This window comes from Alsobacter ponti (assembly GCF_024294805.1).
Taxonomy (GTDB): domain Bacteria; phylum Pseudomonadota; class Alphaproteobacteria; order Rhizobiales; family Beijerinckiaceae; genus Alsobacter; species Alsobacter ponti.
In genome coordinates, this window is record NZ_JANCLU010000001.1 from 116287 (window position 1) to 137393 (window position 21107).

General features: G+C 70.7%; 28 protein-coding genes. 14 read left to right on the forward strand and 14 right to left on the reverse strand.

The features are described from left to right. Window positions 1–236: 236 nt before the first annotated feature. The 7 genes from NK718_RS00585 to NK718_RS00615 form a co-directional block, all read right to left on the reverse strand. On the reverse strand, window positions 237–497 hold the full coding sequence (locus NK718_RS00585) for a hypothetical protein (protein WP_254737488.1): 261 nt from the start codon (window positions 495–497) through the stop codon (window positions 237–239). Between the two features lie 91 nt (window positions 498–588). After that, window positions 589–1830, reverse strand: coding sequence for a CCA tRNA nucleotidyltransferase (locus NK718_RS00590; RefSeq protein WP_443092882.1), 1242 nt, complete (start codon window positions 1828–1830; stop codon window positions 589–591). Window positions 1831–1840: 10 nt separating this feature from the next. Continuing rightward, window positions 1841–2098, reverse strand: coding sequence for a DUF6111 family protein (locus NK718_RS00595; protein WP_254737490.1), 258 nt, complete (start codon window positions 2096–2098; stop codon window positions 1841–1843). Beyond that, window positions 2095–2766 carry a CoA pyrophosphatase gene (locus NK718_RS00600; RefSeq protein WP_254737492.1) on the reverse strand — a complete coding sequence of 224 codons (672 nt, stop codon included), beginning with the start codon at window positions 2764–2766 and terminating at the stop codon, window positions 2095–2097. The genes NK718_RS00595 and NK718_RS00600 overlap by 4 nt, the downstream gene beginning before the upstream one ends. Continuing rightward, window positions 2763–3386, reverse strand: a complete 624-nt coding sequence (locus NK718_RS00605) for a DUF1285 domain-containing protein (RefSeq protein ID WP_371877186.1) — start codon at window positions 3384–3386, stop codon at window positions 2763–2765. Before NK718_RS00605 ends, NK718_RS00600 begins: the two co-directional genes overlap by 4 nt. A gap of 39 nt (window positions 3387–3425) precedes the next feature. Beyond that, complete coding sequence (hemF, locus tag NK718_RS00610; protein WP_254737496.1) at window positions 3426–4352, reverse strand: oxygen-dependent coproporphyrinogen oxidase; 927 nt, start codon at window positions 4350–4352, stop codon at window positions 3426–3428. 35 nt (window positions 4353–4387) lie between these two features. Continuing rightward, window positions 4388–4858, reverse strand: a complete 471-nt coding sequence (locus NK718_RS00615; RefSeq protein ID WP_256515082.1) for a tRNA (cytidine(34)-2'-O)-methyltransferase — start codon at window positions 4856–4858, stop codon at window positions 4388–4390. 282 nt (window positions 4859–5140) lie between these two features. Between NK718_RS00615 and petA the strand changes: the two genes are divergently transcribed. The 4 genes from petA (at window position 5141) to NK718_RS00635 (ending at window position 8868) form a co-directional block, all read left to right on the forward strand. Beyond that, window positions 5141–5665, forward strand: a complete 525-nt coding sequence (petA, locus tag NK718_RS00620) for a ubiquinol-cytochrome c reductase iron-sulfur subunit (protein ID WP_371877187.1) — start codon at window positions 5141–5143, stop codon at window positions 5663–5665. A 41-nt stretch (window positions 5666–5706) separates the two neighbouring features. After that, window positions 5707–6984 carry a cytochrome b gene (locus NK718_RS00625; protein ID WP_254737500.1) on the forward strand — a complete coding sequence of 426 codons (1278 nt, stop codon included), beginning with the start codon at window positions 5707–5709 and terminating at the stop codon, window positions 6982–6984. 29 nt (window positions 6985–7013) lie between these two features. Continuing rightward, a complete protein-coding gene (locus NK718_RS00630) occupies window positions 7014–7877 on the forward strand; it encodes a cytochrome c1 (RefSeq protein ID WP_371877196.1) in 864 nt (287 codons plus the stop codon). Window positions 7878–7992: 115 nt separating this feature from the next. After that, window positions 7993–8868 (forward strand): S-methyl-5'-thioadenosine phosphorylase, encoded by an 876-nt coding sequence (locus NK718_RS00635; protein ID WP_254737504.1) that lies wholly within the window; start codon window positions 7993–7995, stop codon window positions 8866–8868. Window positions 8869–9018: 150 nt separating this feature from the next. Here NK718_RS00635 and NK718_RS00640 read toward each other — a convergent pair whose 3' ends face one another. Next, window positions 9019–9261, reverse strand: coding sequence for a hypothetical protein (locus NK718_RS00640; RefSeq protein ID WP_254737506.1), 243 nt, complete (start codon window positions 9259–9261; stop codon window positions 9019–9021). Between the two features lie 159 nt (window positions 9262–9420). Here NK718_RS00640 and NK718_RS00645 point away from each other — a divergent pair, with 159 nt between their 5' ends. Both NK718_RS00645 and NK718_RS00650 read left to right on the forward strand, forming a co-directional pair. After that, window positions 9421–9960, forward strand: a complete 540-nt coding sequence (locus NK718_RS00645; protein ID WP_254737508.1) for an adenine phosphoribosyltransferase — start codon at window positions 9421–9423, stop codon at window positions 9958–9960. A 31-nt stretch (window positions 9961–9991) separates the two neighbouring features. Then, the gene (locus NK718_RS00650; RefSeq protein WP_254737510.1) at window positions 9992–10756 is read left to right on the forward strand and encodes an SDR family NAD(P)-dependent oxidoreductase; all 765 of its coding nucleotides are present in this window, start codon (window positions 9992–9994) and stop codon (window positions 10754–10756) included. 10 nt (window positions 10757–10766) lie between these two features. Here the strand turns inward: NK718_RS00650 and NK718_RS00655 are convergent, their stop codons facing one another. Together NK718_RS00655 and NK718_RS00660 are read right to left on the reverse strand one after the other, a co-directional pair. After that, window positions 10767–11249, reverse strand: a complete 483-nt coding sequence (locus NK718_RS00655) for a MaoC family dehydratase (protein ID WP_254737512.1) — start codon at window positions 11247–11249, stop codon at window positions 10767–10769. Beyond that, the gene (locus NK718_RS00660) at window positions 11246–11707 is read right to left on the reverse strand and encodes a MaoC family dehydratase (protein ID WP_254737514.1); all 462 of its coding nucleotides are present in this window, start codon (window positions 11705–11707) and stop codon (window positions 11246–11248) included. Before NK718_RS00660 ends, NK718_RS00655 begins: the two co-directional genes overlap by 4 nt. Window positions 11708–11890: 183 nt before the next feature. Between NK718_RS00660 and NK718_RS00665 the strand changes: the two genes are divergently transcribed. The 5 genes from NK718_RS00665 (at window position 11891) to NK718_RS00685 (ending at window position 15146) form a co-directional block, all read left to right on the forward strand. Then, complete coding sequence (locus tag NK718_RS00665; RefSeq protein WP_254737516.1) at window positions 11891–12334, forward strand: hypothetical protein; 444 nt, start codon at window positions 11891–11893, stop codon at window positions 12332–12334. Window positions 12335–12418: 84 nt separating this feature from the next. Further along, window positions 12419–13090, forward strand: a complete 672-nt coding sequence (locus NK718_RS00670) for a ribonuclease T2 family protein (protein ID WP_256515087.1) — start codon at window positions 12419–12421, stop codon at window positions 13088–13090. 49 nt (window positions 13091–13139) lie between these two features. Beyond that, window positions 13140–13988, forward strand: coding sequence for a 23S rRNA (adenine(2030)-N(6))-methyltransferase RlmJ (locus NK718_RS00675; RefSeq protein ID WP_254737520.1), 849 nt, complete (start codon window positions 13140–13142; stop codon window positions 13986–13988). Window positions 13989–14212: 224 nt separating this feature from the next. Continuing rightward, window positions 14213–14434 carry a cold-shock protein gene (locus tag NK718_RS00680; RefSeq protein ID WP_254737522.1) on the forward strand — a complete coding sequence of 74 codons (222 nt, stop codon included), beginning with the start codon at window positions 14213–14215 and terminating at the stop codon, window positions 14432–14434. Window positions 14435–14552: 118 nt separating this feature from the next. After that, window positions 14553–15146 carry a glutathione S-transferase gene (locus tag NK718_RS00685; protein ID WP_254737524.1) on the forward strand — a complete coding sequence of 198 codons (594 nt, stop codon included), beginning with the start codon at window positions 14553–14555 and terminating at the stop codon, window positions 15144–15146. A gap of 66 nt (window positions 15147–15212) precedes the next feature. Here the strand turns inward: NK718_RS00685 and NK718_RS00690 are convergent, their stop codons facing one another. After that, window positions 15213–15842, reverse strand: coding sequence for an outer membrane protein (locus NK718_RS00690; protein ID WP_254737526.1), 630 nt, complete (start codon window positions 15840–15842; stop codon window positions 15213–15215). Window positions 15843–16060: 218 nt separating this feature from the next. Between NK718_RS00690 and NK718_RS00695 the strand changes: the two genes are divergently transcribed. Then, window positions 16061–16858 carry a glycosyltransferase family 2 protein gene (locus NK718_RS00695; protein ID WP_254737528.1) on the forward strand — a complete coding sequence of 266 codons (798 nt, stop codon included), beginning with the start codon at window positions 16061–16063 and terminating at the stop codon, window positions 16856–16858. Beyond that, on the forward strand, window positions 16855–17601 hold the full coding sequence (locus tag NK718_RS00700; RefSeq protein ID WP_254737530.1) for an SDR family oxidoreductase: 747 nt from the start codon (window positions 16855–16857) through the stop codon (window positions 17599–17601). Before NK718_RS00695 ends, NK718_RS00700 begins: the two co-directional genes overlap by 4 nt. Here the strand turns inward: NK718_RS00700 and pgeF are convergent. Genes pgeF through lgt form a run of 3 tightly spaced genes read right to left on the reverse strand, consistent with a single transcriptional unit; the run spans window position 17588 to window position 20311 of the window. After that, window positions 17588–18421 (reverse strand): peptidoglycan editing factor PgeF, encoded by an 834-nt coding sequence (pgeF, locus tag NK718_RS00705; RefSeq protein WP_371877188.1) that lies wholly within the window; start codon window positions 18419–18421, stop codon window positions 17588–17590. The two genes, NK718_RS00700 and pgeF, sit on opposite strands and share 14 nt — an antisense overlap. Next, window positions 18384–19484 carry a class I SAM-dependent methyltransferase gene (locus tag NK718_RS00710; protein ID WP_254737534.1) on the reverse strand — a complete coding sequence of 367 codons (1101 nt, stop codon included), beginning with the start codon at window positions 19482–19484 and terminating at the stop codon, window positions 18384–18386. The genes pgeF and NK718_RS00710 overlap by 38 nt, the downstream gene beginning before the upstream one ends. Beyond that, window positions 19481–20311 (reverse strand): prolipoprotein diacylglyceryl transferase, encoded by an 831-nt coding sequence (gene lgt / locus NK718_RS00715; RefSeq protein ID WP_254737536.1) that lies wholly within the window; start codon window positions 20309–20311, stop codon window positions 19481–19483. Before lgt ends, NK718_RS00710 begins: the two co-directional genes overlap by 4 nt. A 226-nt stretch (window positions 20312–20537) precedes the next feature. On the opposite strand from lgt, the gene NK718_RS00720 reads away from it, so the two are divergent. Beyond that, window positions 20538–20813, forward strand: a complete 276-nt coding sequence (locus NK718_RS00720; protein ID WP_254737539.1) for an accessory factor UbiK family protein — start codon at window positions 20538–20540, stop codon at window positions 20811–20813. Window positions 20814–21107 lie beyond the last annotated feature (294 nt).

Sequence of the window (21107 nt, forward strand, 5' to 3'; positions counted from 1 at the left end):
CCCGTTTTTCGTTTGGGCGGTCCGCCCGCCGTCTTGCCCTGTGGTCGTCTCGCCGGTCAAAACCTACCAAGCATCAGTTTCGCCCGGAGTTCCGGCCGCCTCAAGGCCGACGACGCCCCTCCGCGCAACTGTCGCCCACACGATCGCGTGCGCGCAACCAAGAAGTCGGGCGCGGGCGGCGCGCGGCAAGAGCTTCCAAGCCGCGCGCGGCGAAAGCGTGGCGCGAGCGTGGCGTCTCAATCGGCGCTGGGGAGGCGACGGATCGTGAACTCGATCTGGCCGTCGTCCAGCTCGCGCCACCACTCGATCTCGGTCATGTAGGCGGCCTTCGGGAAGCGGGCGAACCATTCCAGCGCCTTTTCCCGCGCTTCCTGGCGCGGCAGGGTGAAGGTGTCCCGACGCCAGCCGCCGCCGGCGCTGGGCGCGTCCTTGCGCTCGCGGCTCCGATTGGCCAGCCTCTGCGCGATGTCCGCCGGTCGCTGCGGCTGTCGGCTCATCGTCCCGCCTCGTTCCCGGGGCCTGGGGCCCCTGAGGGCGGATCGTAGCCCGCCGCACCGGCAAAATGGAGTCGAAAGCGCGCCGGCGCGTCTACGCCTCGGCGAGCGCGCGGGCGAGCAGCGCCCGGTGGGCCTCCGGGTCGGCCGGGAATCCGGCCGCGATCCACAGCGTCCGCGCCCGCTCCAGCACCGCGCCGACGCGCGGGCCGCGCGGCACGCCGAGCGCCATCACCGCCGCGCCGGAGAAGGGCGAGGCCGGCAAGGGTTCGTCCAGCGCGCCGGCGGCCTCGGCGAGCGCGGCCGGCCAAGGCAGGGCGCGGCGGCGGGCGGCTTCGACCGTGAGCGCGTCGCGCACCGGCTGCGCGCCGTGGCGGAAGGCGAGCTCGCGCAGACGCGCGCGGTCGAGCCCGTCGAAGCGCTCGTGCAGATGCTCCAGCAGGCGCGCGACGAGGGCGAGGCGCGCGCCCTCCGCGTTGGAGAGGCGCAGCCGCGCGTGCAGGCGCTCGGCGTCCTCGCGCGTCCGCACGGCGACGGCGGCGAGGCGCAGGATGGGGTCGTGCGCCGCCTCGTGGGGAGCGAGCGCGGCGAGCGCGGCGGCGTCGCCGACGCCAGCGAGGATGCGGTCGAGGAAGCCGCTGCCGGCCACGAGCGCCAGCGTTTCGGCGGCGCGGCGCGTCACCAGCAGCTTCAGCAGCTCGTTGCGGATGCGCTCGGCCGACAGGCGCGAGAGCCCGGCGCGCAGCCGCACGGCGGCGGTCAGCGCTGGGCGGTCGATTTCGCCATGCCCATAGTGGGAGTGGAAGCGGAACAGGCGCAGGATGCGCAGGTAATCCTCGCGGATGCGGGTCTCCGGGTCGCCGATGAAGCGCACGCGGCGCGCCTCGATGTCGGCGAGCCCGCCGATATGGTCCTCCACCGTCCCGTCGGCGCGGGCGTAGAGCGCGTTCATGGTGAAGTCGCGCCGCCTGGCGTCGTGCGAGAAGTCGCGGCCGAAGGCGACGACGGCGCGCCGCCCGTCCGTCTCGACGTCCTCGCGCAGCGTCGTCACCTCGAAGGGGTGGTGGGCGATGACCAGCGTCACGGTGCCGTGCTCGATGCCGGTCGGCACGGCGCGGATGCCGGCGGCCCGCGCGCGGCGCGTCACCTCCTCGGGCAGGGCGGTGGTGGCGATGTCGATGTCGCCCGGCGCGAGGCCGAGCAGGGCGTTGCGCACGGCCCCGCCGACGACGCGGGCCTGCTCGCCGTCGCGGTCGAGCAGCGCCAGGATGGCGCGCACCTCCGGCATCTCGATGAAGCCGCCGGGGGGCAGGCGCGTCGTCAGGGGGGCGCTCACCGTCCGTCCTTCATCGCGTCTGGGCCGGCACGAACACGCCGTTCTCCATGTGGGCGGGCACGTAGTCGCCGTGCCCGCGCGGCGCGGTGAGGCCCGTGTAGACGATCCAGCCCAGCGCCAGCACCAGCCCGGCGATGGTGAGCCAGGAGACGTTGCCGCTCCAGTGCAGCCGCTCGAAGAGCTTGCGCCGGCGCACCGCCAGCCACAGCGCGAACAGCGCGAAGGGAAGCAGGAAGAGGATGGCTTCCTCGAACAGAGCTCGGCTCATGTGGCGAAGAGCCTTTCATACATGTTCCGGACGATGCCCGCCGTGACGCCCCAGATGAGGTGGTCGCCATACGGCATGGCGTAGAAGTGCCGCTGCCGGCCGCGCCACTCGCGCGAGCGCCGCTCGTGGTTGTCCGGCGTCATCAGGAAGGCCAGCGGCACCTCGAACGCCTCGTCGACCTCGTCGGCGTTGACGGCGAGCGTGAAGCCCGGGCTGACCAGCCCGATCACCGGGACGATGCGGAAGCCCGTGCCGGTGAGGTAGAGGTCGAGGCAGGCGAGCGGACGCACGAAGCGGCGGTCCAGGCCGATCTCCTCCTCCGCCTCCCGCAGCGCGGCCATCACGGCCGAGCCGTCCGCCTCGTCGATCTTGCCGCCGGGGAAGGCCACCTGCCCGGAATGATCGCGCAGATGCGAGGCGCGGCGGGTGAGCAGCACCGTCGCCTCGCTCGGCCGCGCCACCACCGGGATCAGCACGGCGGCCGGGCGGGGAGGGCGCTCGGCGTGGCGCGAGGCGGGATCGTCGTCGGGGTTGAGCACGTGGTCGCCGCGCGCCGGCACGTGCGCGGGGTCGGCGGGGGCTTCCGGCTCGGCCAGCGACAGGCGCGCCAGCGCGCGCGCCTCGAACGCCTCGGGGCTGAAGGCGTCGCCGAGCACGGTGGAGCTCATGGCGCGTCCTCGCCGGCGGCGAGCTGGGCCGCCAGCTCCGCCGCCTCCGCCATCGGGAAGAACGTGCCGGCGGAGGCGACGCCGAACATCGCGACGCCCGCGACGTCCCGCTCCTCGCCCAGCTCGACGAGATCGTAGAACACCGGCCGGGAGACGCGCGCCCACAGCTCCCCGCGCACCAGCACGTAGGGGCGCAGCCCGCCGGTGGCCTCCCGCTCGAAGCGGAGCGGGTGGGAGGAATCGGCGATCACCCAGTCGTCGACATTGGTGCGGAAGGCGAGGGCGCGCCCGGCGCCTTCGCCGCGCGTCTCCATCGCCACCGCCACGAAGGGCGCGTCGTCGACCCGGATGCCGACGCGTTCCACCGGCGTCACCAGCACGAAGCGCTCGGGGTCCTTGCGCAGCACGGAGGCGAACAGCTTCACCAGGGCCGGCCGGCCGATCGGCGTGCCCATGTAGAACCACGTGCCGTCCGCCGCAATCCGCATGTCGATCTCGCCGCAATAGGCCGGGTTCCACAGATGGACGGGCGGCGGCCCCTTCCCGGCCGCGGCCTGCACGCCGGCCGTCAGCGAGTCGAGAGCCGGCGCGGGGGAAGACGGGCGTTCGCCTTGGGTCATGCTCCACATATAATGCGCGGCGCGGCCGGCCTCCAGCGCTCAGGGCCAGCGCACGCGGGGCGGCATGCTGGAGAGGATGCTCTCGACATTGCCGCCGGTGCGCAGGCCGAAGATCGTGCCCCGGTCGTAGAGCAGGTTGAACTCGACGTAGCGGCCGCGCCGCACCAGCTGCTCCTCGCGGTCCGCCGTGGTCCACGGCGTCGCCATGTTGGCGCGCACCAGCCGGGGATAGACGGAGAGGAAGGCGTCGCCCAGGTCGCGCGTGAAGGCGAAGTCGGCGTTCCAGTCGCCGCTGTCGAGCCAGTCATAGAAGATGCCGCCGACGCCGCGCGGCTCGTTGCGGTGCTTGAGGAAGAAGTACTCGTCGCACCACGCCTTCAACCGGCCGTGGTCGGCCACCGCCGCGTTGGCCTCGCAGGCGCCGCGCAAGGCGGCGTGGAAGGCGACCGTGTCCGGGTCGTCCTGCGTGCGCCTGCGATCGAGCACGGGGGTGAGGTCCGCGCCGCCGCCGAACCAGGCGCGCGTCGTCACCACGAAGCGCGTGTTCATGTGGACCGCCGGCACGTTCGGGTTCCAGGGGTGGGCGATGAGCGAGATGCCCGACGCCCAGAAGCGCGGATCCTCCGACGCGCCGGGGATCTGGCCGCGGAACTCCGGCGCGAACTCGCCGTGAACGGTGGAGACGTGGACACCGACCTTCTCGAACACCCGTCCGCGCATCATCGACATCTGCCCGCCGCCGCCCGGCGCGCCGGTGGAGTCGGTCCGCTCCCACGCTTTGCGCTCGAAGCGGCCGGCCGGGCCGGCCTCGGGGTCGAAGGGCCCGCGCGCCTCCTGCTCGATGCCCTCGAACGAGCCGCAGATGCGGTCGCGCAGCGCGCGGAACCAGGCGGAGGCCTGCTCCTTGCGGGCGTCCAGCACCGGGGCCTCGGGCAGGGGAGTGGCGGAAATCGGCTTCTCGGGCATCTCGAGTCCTTCGCGGGCGGCGTGTCGGCGCCGGGTCACGCACTCAAGCCGAACCCGCCGGTCTGGCGCAAGGCCTCGCCGACGATCATCGCCGCCGCCACGGCGACGTTGAGCGAGCGCAGGCCGGGTCGCATCGGCACCGTGATCCTGGCGTCCGCCGCCGCGTGGACCTCCGCCGGGACGCCGGCGGACTCGCGGCCGAGCAGGACGATGTCGCCGGGCGCGAAGGCGAAATCGGTGTAGGCCAGCTCCGCGCCGGTGGTGGCGAGCACCAGCCGCGCGCCCTCCAGCTTGCGCGCCGCCTCGAACGCCGCCCAGGAGACGTGGCGGCGGATCGCGACATGGTCGACATAGTCCATGCCGGCGCGGCGGAAATGACGGTCGGAGACCGGGAAACCGGCGGGCTCGATGATGTCGGCGGCCAGCCCGAGGCACGCCGCCATGCGCAGCATGGTGCCGGTGTTCTGGGGAATGTCGGGCTGGAACAGAGCGAGGCGCAAGGTCAAGGCGGCGGTCCGGCAGTCGAAATGCGGGGCGAAAACGCCCGATACGGCGCGGCCGGACGTATCCCCCGCGCCACGCTGGCGAATTGATGGGGATTCGCGGCCCCGATCATCATTCCGCACTATAGACAAGGCTTTCCTCTCATGCGAAACAGCCGCCGCGTGGCGACTCCCGTCGCCGGTCGCGCCGTTGCGGCGCGCCGATGGCGGACTTCGCCTGAGCCGATCGATCGAACGCCTGCCCGGCGCATCCCGGGGCGGGCGCAGGGTGCGAGGATGACGAACGTGGCGACTGCAGTGGCCGAGCCGACCCGGCGGGATTTCCTTTTCATCGCGACTGGCGCCGTGGGCGCGGTGGGCGCGGTCGCGATGGTGTGGCCCTTCGTGAGCCAGATGGCTCCGGACGCCGCCACGATCGCCGCCGGCGCGCCCGTCGAGTTCGACCTCTCGCCGGTCGGCGAGGGCCAGATCGTCAAGCTGTTCTGGCGCGGCAAGCTGATCTTCGTGCGTCACCGGACGCCTGAGGAGATCAAGGCGGCGCAGGACGTCAACCTCGCCTCCCTGCCCGACCCGCAGCCCGACGCCGAGCGCGTCAAGGCCGGCAAGGCGCAGTGGCTGGTCGTCTACGGCAACTGCACGCATCTGGGCTGCGTGCCGCTCGGCCACGAGGGCGCGTTCCACGGCTGGGCGTGCCCGTGCCACGGCTCGATCTTCGATACGTCCGGCCGCATCCGGCAGGGGCCGGCGCCGGTGAACCTCCCGGTGCCCCCGTACGCCTTCCTTTCCGATACCAAGATCCAGATCGGTTGAGATCAGCGGCTCCCTCGCGGGGCCCGTCGCAGGATTAAGCCATGAGCGGACATTCCACTTACGTTCCCAAGAGCGCCGTCGGGAGGTGGTTCGAGAGCCGGCTGCCCGTGATGGGGCTGCTGCACTCCTCGTTCGTCGTCTTCCCCAATCCGCGCAATCTGAACTACTTCTGGACGTTCGGCGGCATCCTGTCGTTCATGCTGGTGGCGCAGATCGTCACCGGCGTGGTGCTGGCGATGCACTACACGCCGCACGCCGACATGGCCTTCAACTCCGTCGAGCACATCATGCGCGATGTGAACTACGGCTGGCTGATCCGCTACCTGCACGCCAACGGCGCCTCGATGTTCTTCATCGCGGTGTACATCCACATCTTCCGCGGCTTCTACTACGGCTCGTACAAGGCGCCGCGCGAGATCCTGTGGATCCTCGGCGTCATCATCTTCCTGCTGATGATGGCGACGGCGTTCATGGGCTACGTGCTGCCGTGGGGCCAGATGAGCTACTGGGGCGCCACGGTCATCACCAACCTGTTCTCGGCCATCCCGCTGGTGGGCGAGACGGTCGTCAGCTACCTGTGGGGCGGCTTCTCGGTCGCCAACCCGACCCTCAACCGCTTCTTCTCGCTGCACTATTTGCTGCCCTTCATGATCGCGGGCGTCGTCGTCCTGCACATCTGGGCGCTGCACGTGCCGGGCTCCAACAACCCGTCCGGCGTCGAGAAGCAGACCGAGAAGGATACGCTGCCCTTCCACCCCTACTTCACGGTGAAGGACGGGCTGGCGCTGGTCGTGTTCATCATGTTCTTCTCGTGGTTCGCGTTCTACATCCCGAACTACCTCGGCCACGCCGACAACTACATCATGGCCGACCCGTCGGTGACCCCGGCGCACATCGTGCCCGAGTGGTACTTCCTGCCGTACTACGCCATCCTGCGCGCCGTGCCGGACAAGCTGCTCGGCGTTATCGCGATGTTCTCGTCGATCGCGGTGCTGGCGTTCCTGCCCTGGCTCGACACGTCGCGCGTCAAGTCGGCCACCTACCGGCCGCTGTACCGCCAGTTCTTCTGGGTGTTCGCCATCGTGTGCGTGCTGCTCGGCTGGCTCGGCGCCAAGCCGCCGGAGGGCGGCTACGTGATCGCCGCGCGCATCCTGACCGCCTACTACTTCGCGCACTTCCTGATCATCCTGCCGCTGCTGGGCCTGTTCGAGACGCCCCGTCGTCTGCCGGGCTCGATCGCGGAAGCGGTGCTCGGGAAGCAGGGCTCGGCGAACGCCATGGCCTCCGGCGCGGCGGCCGCGCCGAACACGAAGGGCTGAGCGAGAGAGACGGGAACAATCCGATGACCATGATCAACTCGCTCCGCCTCGGCGCCGCCGCGCTCGCCGCCGCCCTCGTCCTCTCGGCCCCCGTCAAGGCGGCCGAGGGCACGGTCCAGCCGCCCCGGCAGAGCTGGACCTTCGCCGGCCCGTTCGGCTCGTTCGACTCCACCCAGCTGCAGCGCGGCTTCAAGGTGTACCGGGAGGTCTGCTCGGCCTGCCACTCGATCCAGCTTCTGGCCTTCCGCAACCTCGCCGAGAAGGGCGGGCCGGAGTTCTCCGAGGCGCAGGTCAAGGCGCTGGCCGCCGAGTACAAGGTGAAGGACGGCCCCAACGACTCGGGCGACATGTTCGAGCGTCCCGGCCGCCCCGCCGACCGCTTCCCGCCGCCCTTCGCCAACAAGCAGGCGGCGCAGGCGGCCAATGGCGGCGCCTATCCGCCGGACTTCTCGGTGATCGCCAAGGCGCGCACCTACGAGCGCGGCTTCCCCTGGTTCGTGATTGACATCTTCACCCAGTTCCAGGAGCAGGGCGTCGACTACATCACCGCGCTGCTGACCGGCTACGAGCAGCCGCCGGCTGGCTTCCAGGTGCCCGAGGGCAAGTACTACAACGAGTACTTCCCCGGCCACGTCATCTCGATGCCGCAGCCGATCAGCGACGGCCAGGTCGAGTACCCGAAGGACGCCGACGGCCGCCCGCAGGCGCCGGAGACGGCCGTGCAGTACGCCAAGGACGTCTCGGCGTTCCTGATGTGGGCGGCCGAGCCGCACCTCGAGGCGCGCAAGGAGCTCGGCTTCAAGACGCTGGTCTTCCTGCTGCTGTTCGCCGGCCTGCTCTACTTCACCAAGAAGCGCATCTGGAGCCGCGTCGAGGGCCACGCGCACGCGTGATCCCACCGCCGGTTGAGGTTGGAGAAAGGCTCCGGAGACGGGGCCTTTTTCCGTTTATTGCGGGATCGCGGGATCGGGCTACAACTCGCCCACCTCGCGCACGGGAGCGGCGGTCATGGGGAAAGCGGTGCTGGGCGTCATCGGAGGGTCCGGAGTCTACGACCTTCCCGGCCTGACCGACCTGCGCGAGGAGCGCGTCGAGAGCCCGTTCGGCTCGCCCTCCGATACGCTGCGCTTCGGGCGGATCGGCGGGACGGAGATCGTCTTCCTGCCCCGGCACGGGCGCGGCCATCGCCTGTCCCCCTCCGACATCAACTACCGCGCCAATATCGACGCGATGAAGCGGGTGGGGGTGACCGACATCGTCTCCCTCTCCGCCTGCGGGTCGTTCCACGCGGAGCTCCCGCCCGGAACCTTCGTCGTCGTCGACCAGTACATCGACCGCACCTACCGCCGCGACAGCTCGTTCTTCGGCAAGGGCTGCGTCGCCCACGTGTCGATGGCCACGCCCGTCGGCCCCCGCCTCGCCGCGCGCGTCGCCGAAGCGGCGGAGGCCGAAGCCGCGCCGGTGCGGCGCGGCGGCGTCTATGTCTGCATCGAGGGCCCGCAGTTCTCGAGCCGCGCCGAGTCTCTCGTCTACAAGGCCATGGGCTGCGACGTGATCGGCATGACCGCGATGCCCGAGGCCAAGCTGGCGCGGGAGGCGGAGATCACCTTCGCCACCCTGGCGATGGTGACGGACTTCGACTGCTGGCACCCCGGACACGACGTCGTCGACGTGAAGGCGGTGGTGGACGTGATGAAGGACAATGTCGAGCGCGCCCGCCGCGTGCTGGCCCGGCTGGCGCGGGACTTCCCGGCCGAGCGCGAGGCCTGCCCGGCCGGCTCCCACCGCGCGCTCGACGACGCCATCATGACCGCGCCGGGCGCGCGCGACGACGAGGTTCTGGCGCGCCTCGACGCCGTGGCCGGGCGCGTGCTGGGCCGCTGAGGCCCGCCGGCATCCGGAATTCCAGCCGAAGATCCCGTGTTCGGCGGAATGGACGTTGGAACGCGCGATCGCGGCGCTGTTCGGCGCGGAATCCGGGGCTGACGTTCGCCGTTTCGCACCGGAATCCGACCGACTGCGAACAGGCCGCCCTCAGCGCACCATCATCCAGCCGTGCTGCCCGAAGCCGAACAGGGTTCCCAGCACCATCGCCACGAAACCCATGATCACCCACAGGATCAGGGTGGCCGGGACCGCCGCCAGCGCCGCCTTGACGAAGAAGGCGACCAGCCGCCCGAAGGGGATGTCGATATCCGCGATCGTGACTCCGGCCGGCCTCGCCTCGACCCTGACCGCGCCGGTCTGGATCGGGCCGCCCTGGTTGGGAACGCTCATGGCACACTCCTCATGGCACACTCCTCATGGCAAACCTCTCTCGGCAAACCTCCCGGGGAGGGTTGTGGTCGGGCGGGGGAGCGGGTCTATAGTGCCACCCCGCGCCGGAAGGCGCGAACCCAATCGCCGCTCCGCCTTGCCACCTCCCGCGAGCCCTCCATGCCGTTTGCCACGAGCCTCAAAGACGCCATCCGGACGATCCCGGACTATCCCAAGCCCGGCATCATGTTCCGGGACATCACGACGCTGCTCGGCGACGCCCGCGCCTTCCGGCGCACGGTGGACGAGCTGGTGCAGCCCTACGCCGGAACGAAGATCGACAAGATCGCCGGCATCGAGGCCCGCGGCTTCATCCTCGGCGGCGCGGTCGCGCACCAGCTCTCGGCGGGCTTCGTGCCGATCCGCAAGAAGGGCAAGCTGCCGCACACCGTCGTCTCGGTCGCCTACTCGCTCGAATACGGGCTCGACGAGATGGAGATGCACGAGGACGCCGTCGCGCCCGGCGAGCGCGTCATCCTCGTCGACGACCTGATCGCCACCGGCGGCACGGCGACGGCCGCTGTCGAACTGCTGCGGCGGATCGGCGCGGAGGTCGCCGCCTGCGTGTTCGTGATCGACTTACCCGATCTCGGCGGGGCCGACCGGCTGCGCGCGCTGGACGTCCCGGTGCGCACCCTGATTTCGTTCGAGGGCCACTGAGCCCTCGTCCGCGCCAATGCGGGAGACATCCATGATCGAAGACCTCAAAGGCAAGGTCGCCCTCGTCACGGGCGCGAGCACCGGCATCGGCGCGGCGGCGGCGAAAGGCTTCGCCGCCAACGGCGTCAAGGTCGCCGTCCACTACAACGCCAGCGCGGACGCGGCCCGGGCCGTGGTCGACGCCATCCGCGACGCCGGGGGCGAGGCCATGGCCGTGCGCGGCGACGTCACACGCCCCGAGGACGTGAAGCGCATCGTCGCCGAGACGCTCGGCGCGTTCGGGCGCATCGACGTGCTCGTCAACAACGCCGGCGGCATGCTCGGGCGGCGGGCGCTCGCCGAGATCGACGACGCGCACTACGAGCGCGTCATGCAGCTCAACGCCTGGTCGGTGCTCGCCTTCATGCGCGAGATCCAGCCGGTCATGAGGGCCCAGGGCGGGGGCGCGATCATCAACGTGACCTCCATCGCCGCCCGGAACGGCGGCGGAGGCGGGGCCGTGCTCTACGCCGCCTCCAAGGCGTTTGTGTCGAATTTCACGCGCGGCATGGCGAAGGAGCTTTGGGCGGACCGCATCCGCGTCAACGGGGTGGCGCCGGGGGTCATCGACACGCCGTTCCACGATCGCTACTCGAATGCGCAGCAGATCGAGGCCATGCGCCAGAGCGTGCCGATGGGGCGCGTCGGCGCGCCGGACGACTGCGTGGGAGCGTTCCTGTTCCTCGCCTCCGACGCGCTCTCCGGCTACATGATCGGCCAGATCCTCGAGGTGAACGGCGGCCAGCTGATGCCCTGAGGCCCGCCGGTCAGTCGGCGGGCTTCATCGGCCAGAACACCGAGCCGTTAAACTCGAAGACGCGCTCGCCGACCTGATTGACGCCGGTGTTGTGGTGGCTGACCAGACCCCACCCCGGGCGCGAGGCGACCGGCCGCTTGGCGGTGACGGTCGAACGGAACGTCACGGTGTCGCCGGCCCGCACCGGCCGGAGCCAGCGCAGGTCGCGGAAGCCGGGCGACGGCCCGAGCCGCACCGGGGGCAGCCCCGCCGCCTCGCGCTCGGCCTCGATCCGCTTGCGGTGCTCGACCATCTTCGACATCCATACCGCGGCCGTGTGCCAGCCGGAGGCGCACAGCGCGCCGAAATGGCTGCGTCGGCCGGCCTCCTCGTCGAGGTGAAACGCCTGGGGGTCGTAGGAGGCGGCGAAGGCCTTGATCTCGTCGGCGGTGAACAGGTGCGCGCCCAGCTCTGCGGTATCGCCGATCTCGAGCTCCTCGTAGAAGCCGCTCATGCCGCCTCTCCCGCGCCGCGACGCCCGAAAATCACGCTGTTCGTCTGCTCCATCACGACGGCGCCGTCCTGGTTCGTCACCTCGAAGCGAAACCGCACATAGCCCCGGTCGGCGCGCGTCGCCGAGGGCCGGGCCTCGAGAACGGTCATGCGCACGCCGAGCACGTCGCCCGGCCGCACGGGCCGCAGCCATTTCAGCTCGTCGATTCCCGGCGCGCCCATTCCAGTGGAGTCGCGCAGAACATTGTCGGCGAACAGGCGCATCAGCATCGCGCAGGTGTGCCAGCCGGAGGCGGCGAGCCCTCCCAGCATCGAGGTGGAGGCGGCGGCCTCGTCGAGGTGCATGGGCTGGGCGTCGAAACGGCTCGCGAAGGCGACGATTTCCTCGCGCGTGACCTTGTAGGCTCCGTAGGTCGACACCGCGCCGGGGACGAAATCCTCAAAGGCAAGAGAGGTCATCGGCGCTCCGCGTCCTGGCGTTCCCCAGCGGTCTAGCGGAACCGAGGGCCCCAGATCAACCTCAACCGTCGACGGCAATTCCGGAACAGTTGATGCTTTTTAAGGAGCGTGTCCTTGTTGCACTTGACCGTAGCAACCTGGAGAAGCATCGTTCCAGGTGATTTCGACCCGGAGATTTTGACGATGCGTCACGTCGTGCTGACCGCGTTCGCTGCGCTGGCCCTTGTGTCCGCCGCGCGGGCGGAGACGAACATGCCCGCCGAGCAGTGGGCGGTTCCGTACACGGCCTCGCCCTCGGCGATTCCGCCGTGCACGGCGCCGGAGGTGCTGGCCAAGATCCAGACCCGGTTCGCCGACACCGAAGCGTCGTTCTGGTCGTCGAACCTGTCCATCGTGTCGATCGACAAGGTCCGCGCCATCGGCTTCCGTCCCTGGGGGCTGGACTTCATTCCGCGCCAGTTCTGCACGGGCGTGGCGACGACGTCGGACGGGCACCGGCGGCAGGTCAACTTCTCCATCATCGAGGACGGCGGCATCATCGGTTGGGGCTGGGGCGTGCAGTGGTGCGTCGTTGGCCTCGACCGCAGTCTGGCCTACGCGCCGGCCTGCAAGCAGGCGCTGCCGTAGGACGAGGGGCATATCCCAAACCCCGCGAATTTGCTCTAGCGTGGCAGCCTGACGGTCCGTCTGGATTTCAGGTAGAGGATTGCCATGTTTCTCCGTCGCTTTTTGACGATACTTGCGCTCGTGGGGCTCGTTTCGTGCGCCGCGACCGGCTCGCAGGCCCAGGAGCGGCGCGGGGCCACGCCGGGCGATTTCGATTTCTACGTGCTCGCGCTGTCTTGGTCGCCCGGCTTCTGCGGCGCCGGGGGCGGCGACGGCAAGAGCCTCGACCAGTGCCGCGCGGGGGCCGAGCTGGGCTTCGTCGTGCACGGCCTCTGGCCGCAGGGGGAGCGCGGCTTTCCGGTCGACTGCGCCCCCGCCAACCGCACGCCGTCCCGGCTGGCGATCGAGAGCGCCAAGGACCTCTATCCGGACGAGGGGCTCGCCCGTTACCAGTGGCGCAAGCACGGCACGTGCTCGGGCGTGAGCCCGACGGACTATTACGCCGGCGTGCGGACCGCGCGCGACCGCGTCGCCATCCCCGCCGCGTTGCGGTCACCCCGGGAGGCGCAGACCTGGACGGCGGTCGATCTGGAGCGGGCCTTCGTCGCGGCCAATCCGGGATTGCGGGCCGATATGCTCTCCATCGCCTGCCGGGGCGAGGTTCTGCAGGAGGTGCGCGTCTGCTTCTCCAAGGACCTACGCGGGTTCCAGACCTGCCCCGAGGTCGACCGGCGCGGCTGCCGGGCGCGGCAGATCACCGTTCCGCCGGTCCGCTGAACCGACTCGCGCCGGTTGACGGCGGCGGCGGGATTTCTCTACTGGCGGCATGAACTATCGCCACGCCTTTCATGCCGGCAACTTCGCCGACGTGCTCAAGCACGCCGTCTTTGCGCTCATTCTCGATTATCTCGGGCGCAAGGAAGCTCCCTTCCGCGTCATCGACACGCATGCCGGGGTGGGCCTCTACGATTTGGGCGGCGACGAGGCCCAGCGCACCGGCGAGTGGGCCGGGGGCCTCGGCCGAGTGGAGGCGGCGTCCCCGCCGGCCGAGATCGCCGCGCTGCTCGCCCCGTGGCGCGGCGTGGTCGAGGAGGTGCGCCAGGATCACGGGCCCAGCATCTATCCCGGCTCGCCGGAACTCGCGCGAAGGCTGACGCGCCGGCAGGACCGGCTCGTCTTCATCGAGAAGCATCCCGTCGACGCCGGCCTGCTCGCGGAGAACATGCGGCGGGACGCGCGGGTGAAGGCGATCGAGCTCGACGGCTGGGTCGCGCTCAACGCCTATGTCCCGCCCAAGGAACGTCGCGGCGTGGTGCTGATCGACCCGCCCTTCGAGGAGCCCGGCGAACTCGCCCGCATGGCCCGCGCCCTCGCCGGGGCCTACGGGAAGTGGCGCACGGGGGTCTATGTGCTCTGGTATCCGATCAAGGACCGCCGGGACACGGACCGGTTCGCGGCCGAGTGCGCCGCGGGGCCGGCCGAGAAGATACTGCGGCTCGAACTGATGCTCAACGACGGGCGCGATCCGACGCGGCTCAACGGCAGCGGTCTCCTCGTCGTCAACCCGCCCTGGACGCTGGCGCGGGACGGCGCGGCGTTGCTGCCCTGGCTCGCCGCCACGCTTGGCGGGCCCGGCGCGCGCGGCGCATGCGAATGGCTGGCCGGCGGAGACTGAAAACAGTACGAAATTGATCGAAGTTCACCCGTCAACCGACAACTGGTTTACGGTTGCATATCGCTTCGCTTTAGCCGACAAATCATGATCGAGTGCGCCCTCTCGACGGCGGAGGCGGCCGATCTCGCATTGCGAATCCGGCTCCGATCGCCGCTGGGCTGGCCCTCGTGCGCGGGCGGACGCGCAGACACGCCGGCCAGTCGCCGGTGAGGGGAGCGGTGAGCATGCCTCAGCAGGGGATCGTGAAGTTCTTCAACACGGACAAGGGCTACGGCTTCATCAAGCCGGATGACGGTGGGCGCGACATTTTCGTCCACGTGACGGCCGTCTCGCGCGCCGGCCTGCAGTCGCTGGACCAGGGCCAGAAAGTGTCGTTCGAAATCGAGCCCGACAAGAAGGGCAAGGGTCCGAAGGCCGTCGACATCGTCGTGCTGTCGGACGCGTGACCGGGCGGCGACGTCGCCCCTCCATGCGCACGCGCGGCGGCGCGGGCCAACCGGGTTGACAGACTCGGCACGGTGATCGGACATCCCGTGCCACAGTCCTCCACGCCCGGAGCATCCCATGCAGCTTCGCTATTCGCCGGCCTCTCCCTTCGCGCGCAAGGTGGTCATCGCGGCCCACCTGCTCGGCCTGAAGGACCGCATCGCGGTGACGACGACCGACACGGTCAACCCCGACGCCGCGTTCCTGGCCGAGAACCCGCTGGGCAAGATCCCCGCTTTGGTCCTCGACGACGGCGAGGTGCTGTTCGATTCCCGCGTCATCCTCGACTATCTGGACCAGCTCTCGGGCGGCCGGCTGATTGCCGGCGGGTCGGCCCGCTTCGCCGATTTGCGCCTCGAGGCGTTGGCCGACGGCGTCATGGACGCCGCGCTGCTGCAGATCTACGAGACGCGCTTCCGTGACGAGGCGGGGCGCAGCCCGGCCTGGGTCGCCCGGCAGGCCGCCAAGGTGGACCGCGCCCTCGCGGTTCTCGAGGCGGCGCCTCCGTCGCTGGACGCCATCACGGTCGGGCCGATCGCGGTGGCCTGCGCGCTGGGCTATCTCGACCTGCGCTTCGGTGGGGCGTGGCGCGCCGGCCATCCCCGGCTCGTCGCCTGGCTCGACGCCTTCGCCGCGCGCGTCCCCGCCTTCGAGGCGACACGGCCGGCCTGAGCCGCCAACGAAAAAGGCGCCCGGCCAGGCCGGGCGCCTTCGACGCTTCGGGGGGTCAGCCGGGCGTCAGAACTTATAGTTCACGCCCCCGCGAATGACATTCGTCGAGGTGTCGATGCGGCCGAGGCCGGCCGCGGTCGGGTAATCCTGGCTGCCGAGGTCGTAGTAGAGATATTCGGCGCGCACCGTGACGTTCGGCATCACCATCATCTCGGCGCCGGCGCCCAGCACCCAGCCGGACGCGGTGTCCTTGGTCTGGCCGTAGATATTGCTGTACTTCGTGTCGCCGAAGCCCCAGCCCGCCGTCACGTAAGGCAGGATGTTGCCGAAGCTGTAGCCGGCGCGACCGCGGATCGAGCCGAGCCAGTTGATGTCGGACTTCTCCTGGAAGCTGGAGTTGCCGATGCCGGAATAGGTGATGTCCGCCTCGGCGCCGACGACGACCTTGTCGAACTGGAAGTTGTAGCCGCCCTGGAGGCCGCCGACGAAGCCGGAGGTGTCGATCGGGCCCGACGAGCCGAAGCCGCCGCCCAGATGCACGCCGGCATAGAAGCCCTGCCAGTTGGAAACCGGCGCGGCGTAGACCGGAGCCGGCGCGTAGGGATCGGTCCGGCGCGGCAAGTCGGCCGCCGCTGCGATCTGAACGCCGGCGAGGCCGGCGATGAGGGCGATGGTCGCAGTCTTTGCAGTTGACATGGCAGCATCCACTCGTGATGGCGGCAGTACGCGCCGCTGAACTGTGGACTTCATACGCCAATCGGAATTGAGCTTTAACCCTAACCCGTTCGTAAGGTAACCGATCACTTAACCTCACCGGGGGCGGGACAATGGCCCCTTTACACACGTGTACGAGACGTTAAGAACGGCGCAGCTTTCCCGCGCGCGGGGGCGCGGACGGGCGCCCGGATGGATCGATGACGCAGAAGTCCCCGCTTCCCCTCTCGGTTTTCATCATCTGCCGCAACGAGGCGGATCGCATCGGGCCGACCATCGAGGCGGTGCGGGCCATTTCCGACGATATCGTGGTGATCGACTCGGGATCGACGGACGGCACCCAGGCCGTCGCGGCGGCGCTCGGCGCGCGGGTGATCGAGCGGCCCTTCCCCGGCTACGGCGAGCAGAAGCGGTTCGGCGAAACCCAGTGCCGGCACGAGTGGATGCTGAACGTCGACGCCGACGAGGTGGTGCCGGCCCGTCTGGCCGACGAGATCCGCTCGCTCTGGGCGAACGGCGCGCCCGAGTGCGACGCCTACGCCATTCGCATCGCGGAGATCTTTCCGGGGGAGGGCGAGCCGCACCGCTTCGCCTACACGCTCGCGCCCGTGCGGCTCTATCGCAAGAGCGCGGGCTCCTACTCGCCGTCGCCGGTGCACGACCGGGTCGACCTCGTGCCGGGGGCGAAGGTGGGCCACCTGCACGGCGTCATCCATCATTACTCGGTGCGCTCGCTGGGCGCGCAGATCGCCAAGCTCAACGCCTACACGGACCGGCAGGTCGAGGACCTCGACGCGCGCGGCATGCGGCTGTCGACGCTGCGGCTCGTGCTGGAGTTTCCGGCGAACTTCCTGAAAGCCTATTTCGGGCGGCGGCACGTGCTGCGCGGGACGTACGGCTTCATGACGGCGATGAACTACGCCTTCTTCCGCTACATGCGCATCGCCAAGCACATGGAGGCGCGGCTCTTGCGCAAAAACCGCGACGGGCGGCGGTGAGCGCGGCGCTCGTCACCGGCGCGGCCAAGCGCATCGGCGCGGCGATCGCGCGACGCCTGGCCGCGGCGGGATACGCCGTGGCGATCCACTGCCGCGACTCGCGCGCGGAGGCCGACGCGCTGGCCGAGGAGATCGCGCGGCAGGGCGGCCGAGCCGCCGTGGTGGCCGGCGACCTCGCGGAGCCCTCCGCCTGCGCCCGTGTCGTCGCCGAGGCGGCGGCGGCGCTGGGCGGGCTGGACCTGCTGGTCAACAACGCCTCGCTGTTCCTGCCGGACACGCTGGCCGACGTCGAGCCCGGGCTGTGGGACCGGCACTTCGCCGTCAACGCGCGCGCGCCGGTGCTGCTGGCGCAGGCGTTCGCCGCGCAGGCGGGCGGCCGCTCCGACCCCTCCATCGTCAACATCGTGGACCAGCGCGTGCTGAGGCTGACGCCGCAGTTCTTCTCCTACACGCTGAGCAAGGCCGCGCTGCACGCGGCGACGGTGACGATGGCGCAGGCGCTGGCGCCGTCCGTCCGCGTCAACGCCGTCGGGCCGGGGCCGACGGCGGCCAATATCCATGACGGCGAGGAGGGTTTGGCGCGCGAGGCCGCCGGCGTTCCGCTGGCGCGCGCGGTGGACCCGGCCGAAATCGCCGAAGCCGTGCTTTACCTTGCCCGCGCGCGGAGCGTCACCGGCCAGTTGCTGGCGGTCGACGCCGGCCAGCACATCGGCTGGCGCACGCCGGACATCATCGAGACGTGAGCGCGATGGCGGAGACGAGCCGTCCGTAATCCGGCTCGCCGCGATGCGTGGCGCGGCGGTAGCTGTAGAAGCGCGACTCGTCGGCGTAGGTGCATTCGCCGATGTTCTCGAACCGGCCCACGCCGGCGGCGCGCAGCCGCGAACCGATGAACCCCGGCAGGTCGAAATAGGAGTGGCCCTCCCGCTCCGAGGGCCGGAAAAAGCGCCCGTGACCCGCATCCTCGTCGAGGAAACGGGCGACGAATTCCGGCCCGACCTCGTAGGCGGCGGCGCTGATGGTGGGGCCGAGCACGGCCGACACGCGGGCGCGCCTGGCCCCCAGGCCTTCCATGGCGGCGAGCGTCGACTCCAGCACGCCGGTGAACGCGCCCTTCCAGCCGGCGTGGCACGCGCCGACGACCCCCGCTTCGGCGTCCGCGAACAGCACCGGCCCGCAATCGGCCGAGAGCACGGCCAGCGCCACGCCAGGCGTGCGCGTCGCCATGCCGTCCGCGCGCGGGCGTTCGCCGGACCAGGGGCCTTCCACGACCAGCGTGTCGGGCGAGTGGACCTGATGCACCGTGACGAGGCGCGAGGGTTCGACACCCAGCGTGCGCGCCATGCGGGCGCGGTTTTCGACGACGTGCTCGGCGGTGTCGGACGACCCCTGGCCGCCGTTCAGGCTGGCGAAGACGCCGCCGGAGACGCCTCCCTGGCGCGTGAAGAAGGCGTGGGAGACGCCGGGCAGGTCCAGGGCCGGGGCGCGAAGCGTCGGGATCAAGGCTGGCTCCGATTCGGATGGGTCAGGCGCGAGGGTCGGCGGCGGGGACCGGGCTGTCAAACCCCGCGACGCCGTCGAGTCCGGGCTGCGTCACCGCGATGGCCTTGAACAGCGCGCCCATGTCCTCCGCCCCCGTTCCGGCAAGGCGGCTCACGGCGGCGTCGATGCCCGCCGCATCCGCGGTCGGGGCGCGCTTCAGCACGGCGGCGCGAGCCGAAAGGCCGAGCGCCTCCAGGAAGCTCCCCTGCGTCGTCGGGCCGAACACCGCCGCGCCCTCGGCCCGCGCCACTCGGGCGAGGGCCGCGAAGTCGACATGCACGGTGAGGTCCGCCTCGCCCGGCTCGGCCAGCGGATCGACGAAGCGGTGCCCCTTGACGGCCTGCAGGGTGTCGCCGAGGCCTGATGCGGCGTGGCCGTAATCGATGGCGAGCAGCGCGCCGCCCTCGCGCGCGATGCGGGCCGCCAATCGGCGCATGAGCGCGGCCGACGCCTCCGCGACCTCCAGCACCGCCCCCTCGGGGGCGGCGAGGGTGAGCGCCGGCTCCGGCTCGGGAGACAGGCCGATGGCGAGTCGGTCGTCCGCTCCGAGCCCGACGAGGCGCTCGCACCAGCCGCGCGGCGTGCGGACGAACTGGCGCAGCGGAAGCGCGTCGAAGAACTCGTTGGCGACCACCAGCATCGGGCCGGCCGGCAGGGTCGAGACGTCGTCGTGCCAGGTCGGCTCGATGTTCGCGCCGGCCAGCGTCCGCCTTTGCCGTTCGCGCAGCACCGGGCTCGTCTCGACCAGATGCACGTCGAGCGCGGCGCGAAAGGCGGGCAGCACGCGGGCGGCCCGCAGGGCGTCGGCCATCAGCGTGCCGCGGCCGGGGCCCAGCTCGACCAGGCGAAGCCGCGCCGGCGCGCCGAGGCGTCCCCAAGTATCGGCGCACCACAGGCCGATCAGCTCGCCGAACATCTGCGAGATTTCCGGCGCGGTGATGAAATCGCCCGCCTCGCCGAACGGGTCGCGGGTCATGTAGTAGCCGTGGCGCGGATGGCCGAGGCACAGCGCCATGTAGCGCGCGACGCTGATGGGCCCTTCGGCGGCGATCAGGGCCGCGATGTCGCGCCCCAGCGGGGTCACGCTGGGGTCTCGACCGCCGGCCGGCGCAGCGCCGCGAGAACGAGGGCGGCCCCGACCAGAATGACGGGGACCGATAGCAGCATCCCCATCGTCAGCCCGCCCCACAGGAAGCCGAGCTGCGGGTCGGGCTCGCGAAAGAACTCCGACACGATGCGGGCGACGCCGTAGCCGATGCCGAACATGCCGGATACGAGGCCGGCCCGGCGCAGCGCTCCCGCGCGGATGGCGAACGCCAGAAGCACGAGCAGGACCACCCCTTCGAGGAACGACTCGTAGAGCTGGCTGGGATGGCGCGGCAGCGGGCCGCCATTGGGAAACACGATGGCCCACGGCGCGTCCGAGACGCGGCCCCACAGCTCGCTATTGATGAAGTTCGCCACCCGCCCCAGCATCAAGCCGATGGGCGCGACGGCGGCGGCCACGTCGGCGAGCGACAGTACCGGCAGGTTCCTGCGGCGCGCCAGCACGATCAGCGCCAGCGCGCAGCCGAACAGCCCGCCGTGGAACGACATGCCGCCGTGCCAGACCGCGACGATCTCGCCCGGGTTCTGGATGAAGAAGGGCAGGTTGTAGAACAGCACGTAGAAGATCCGCCCGCCGAGCACGACGCCGAGCGCCGCCCAGACGAGAAGATCGTCCAGCACCTCGGGGGAGGGGCGGGGGCGTCCGCCCCACAGCGGCTCGGCGGCGGCGAGGCGCCGCGCGTACCACCATCCGCCGATCAGGCCCGCGACATAGGCGAGCGCGTACCAGCGGATCGCGAACGGCCCGATCTGCAGCAGCACCGGGTCGATCACGGGGAAGGGCAGGGCGAGCATGGGGGGCATCGGACTCAGCATTCGCGCGGCGGCCTCGTCGGTCTGCGTCGGTCTCGGGCGGCAGGCGCCCCGCCGACGGCACGCTGCATGCGCCTTCGAGGGAATCGCGTCAAGCCAGCGGCAACGGGCGGGGCCCCGGGCGCGTTCCATTCGTCGCGGGTGTCAGCGGGCGTGCGGCGTGCTACGAGAACGGCCAATTCGCGCGCCGCCCCCGCCATTGCATGGAGTTCCGACCATGGCCCAGAACCGTCTCCTCGACGACGTCGCCCGTCTCGTCACCGACGCCGCCGGCATGGCGCAAGGGGTTCGGCGCGAGGTCGAGGGCGTCGTAAAGGCGCAGTTCGAGCGGCTGATCCGCGACATGGACGTGGTCAGCCGCGACGAATTCGAGGCCGTTCGCGAAATGGCGATCCTCGCCCGCGATGAGAACGAACGGCTCGCCGCGCGCATCGCTGCGCTCGAGGCCCGGCTGGCCGGCAAGCCCGCCGAAGATCCCGCCGCGACGATCTGAGCGCCGGCCCCCCGGCTGCCGGCGACCGGTCCCGCTATCGCTGTGGACGGACCTCGCCTGCCGATTGTGCAGAGCGGACGAATCCCGGACGGTCCAACTCGCTCGTTGTGCGTCACGACTCGTGCGCGCTATCGTCGGAGCAAGAGGTGATTCGCCGGGAATCGCAGGGCCTTAACGGCTTCTTCGATGAGCGGAGAATTCGGGCTCGTCCGGATGCGTCGCGTCCAGGTCGGGTCGAGTTCCGACGAGTGTGCGTGTGAACCGCGTTTGACGGAGCCAGCCACGCGAGCCGGG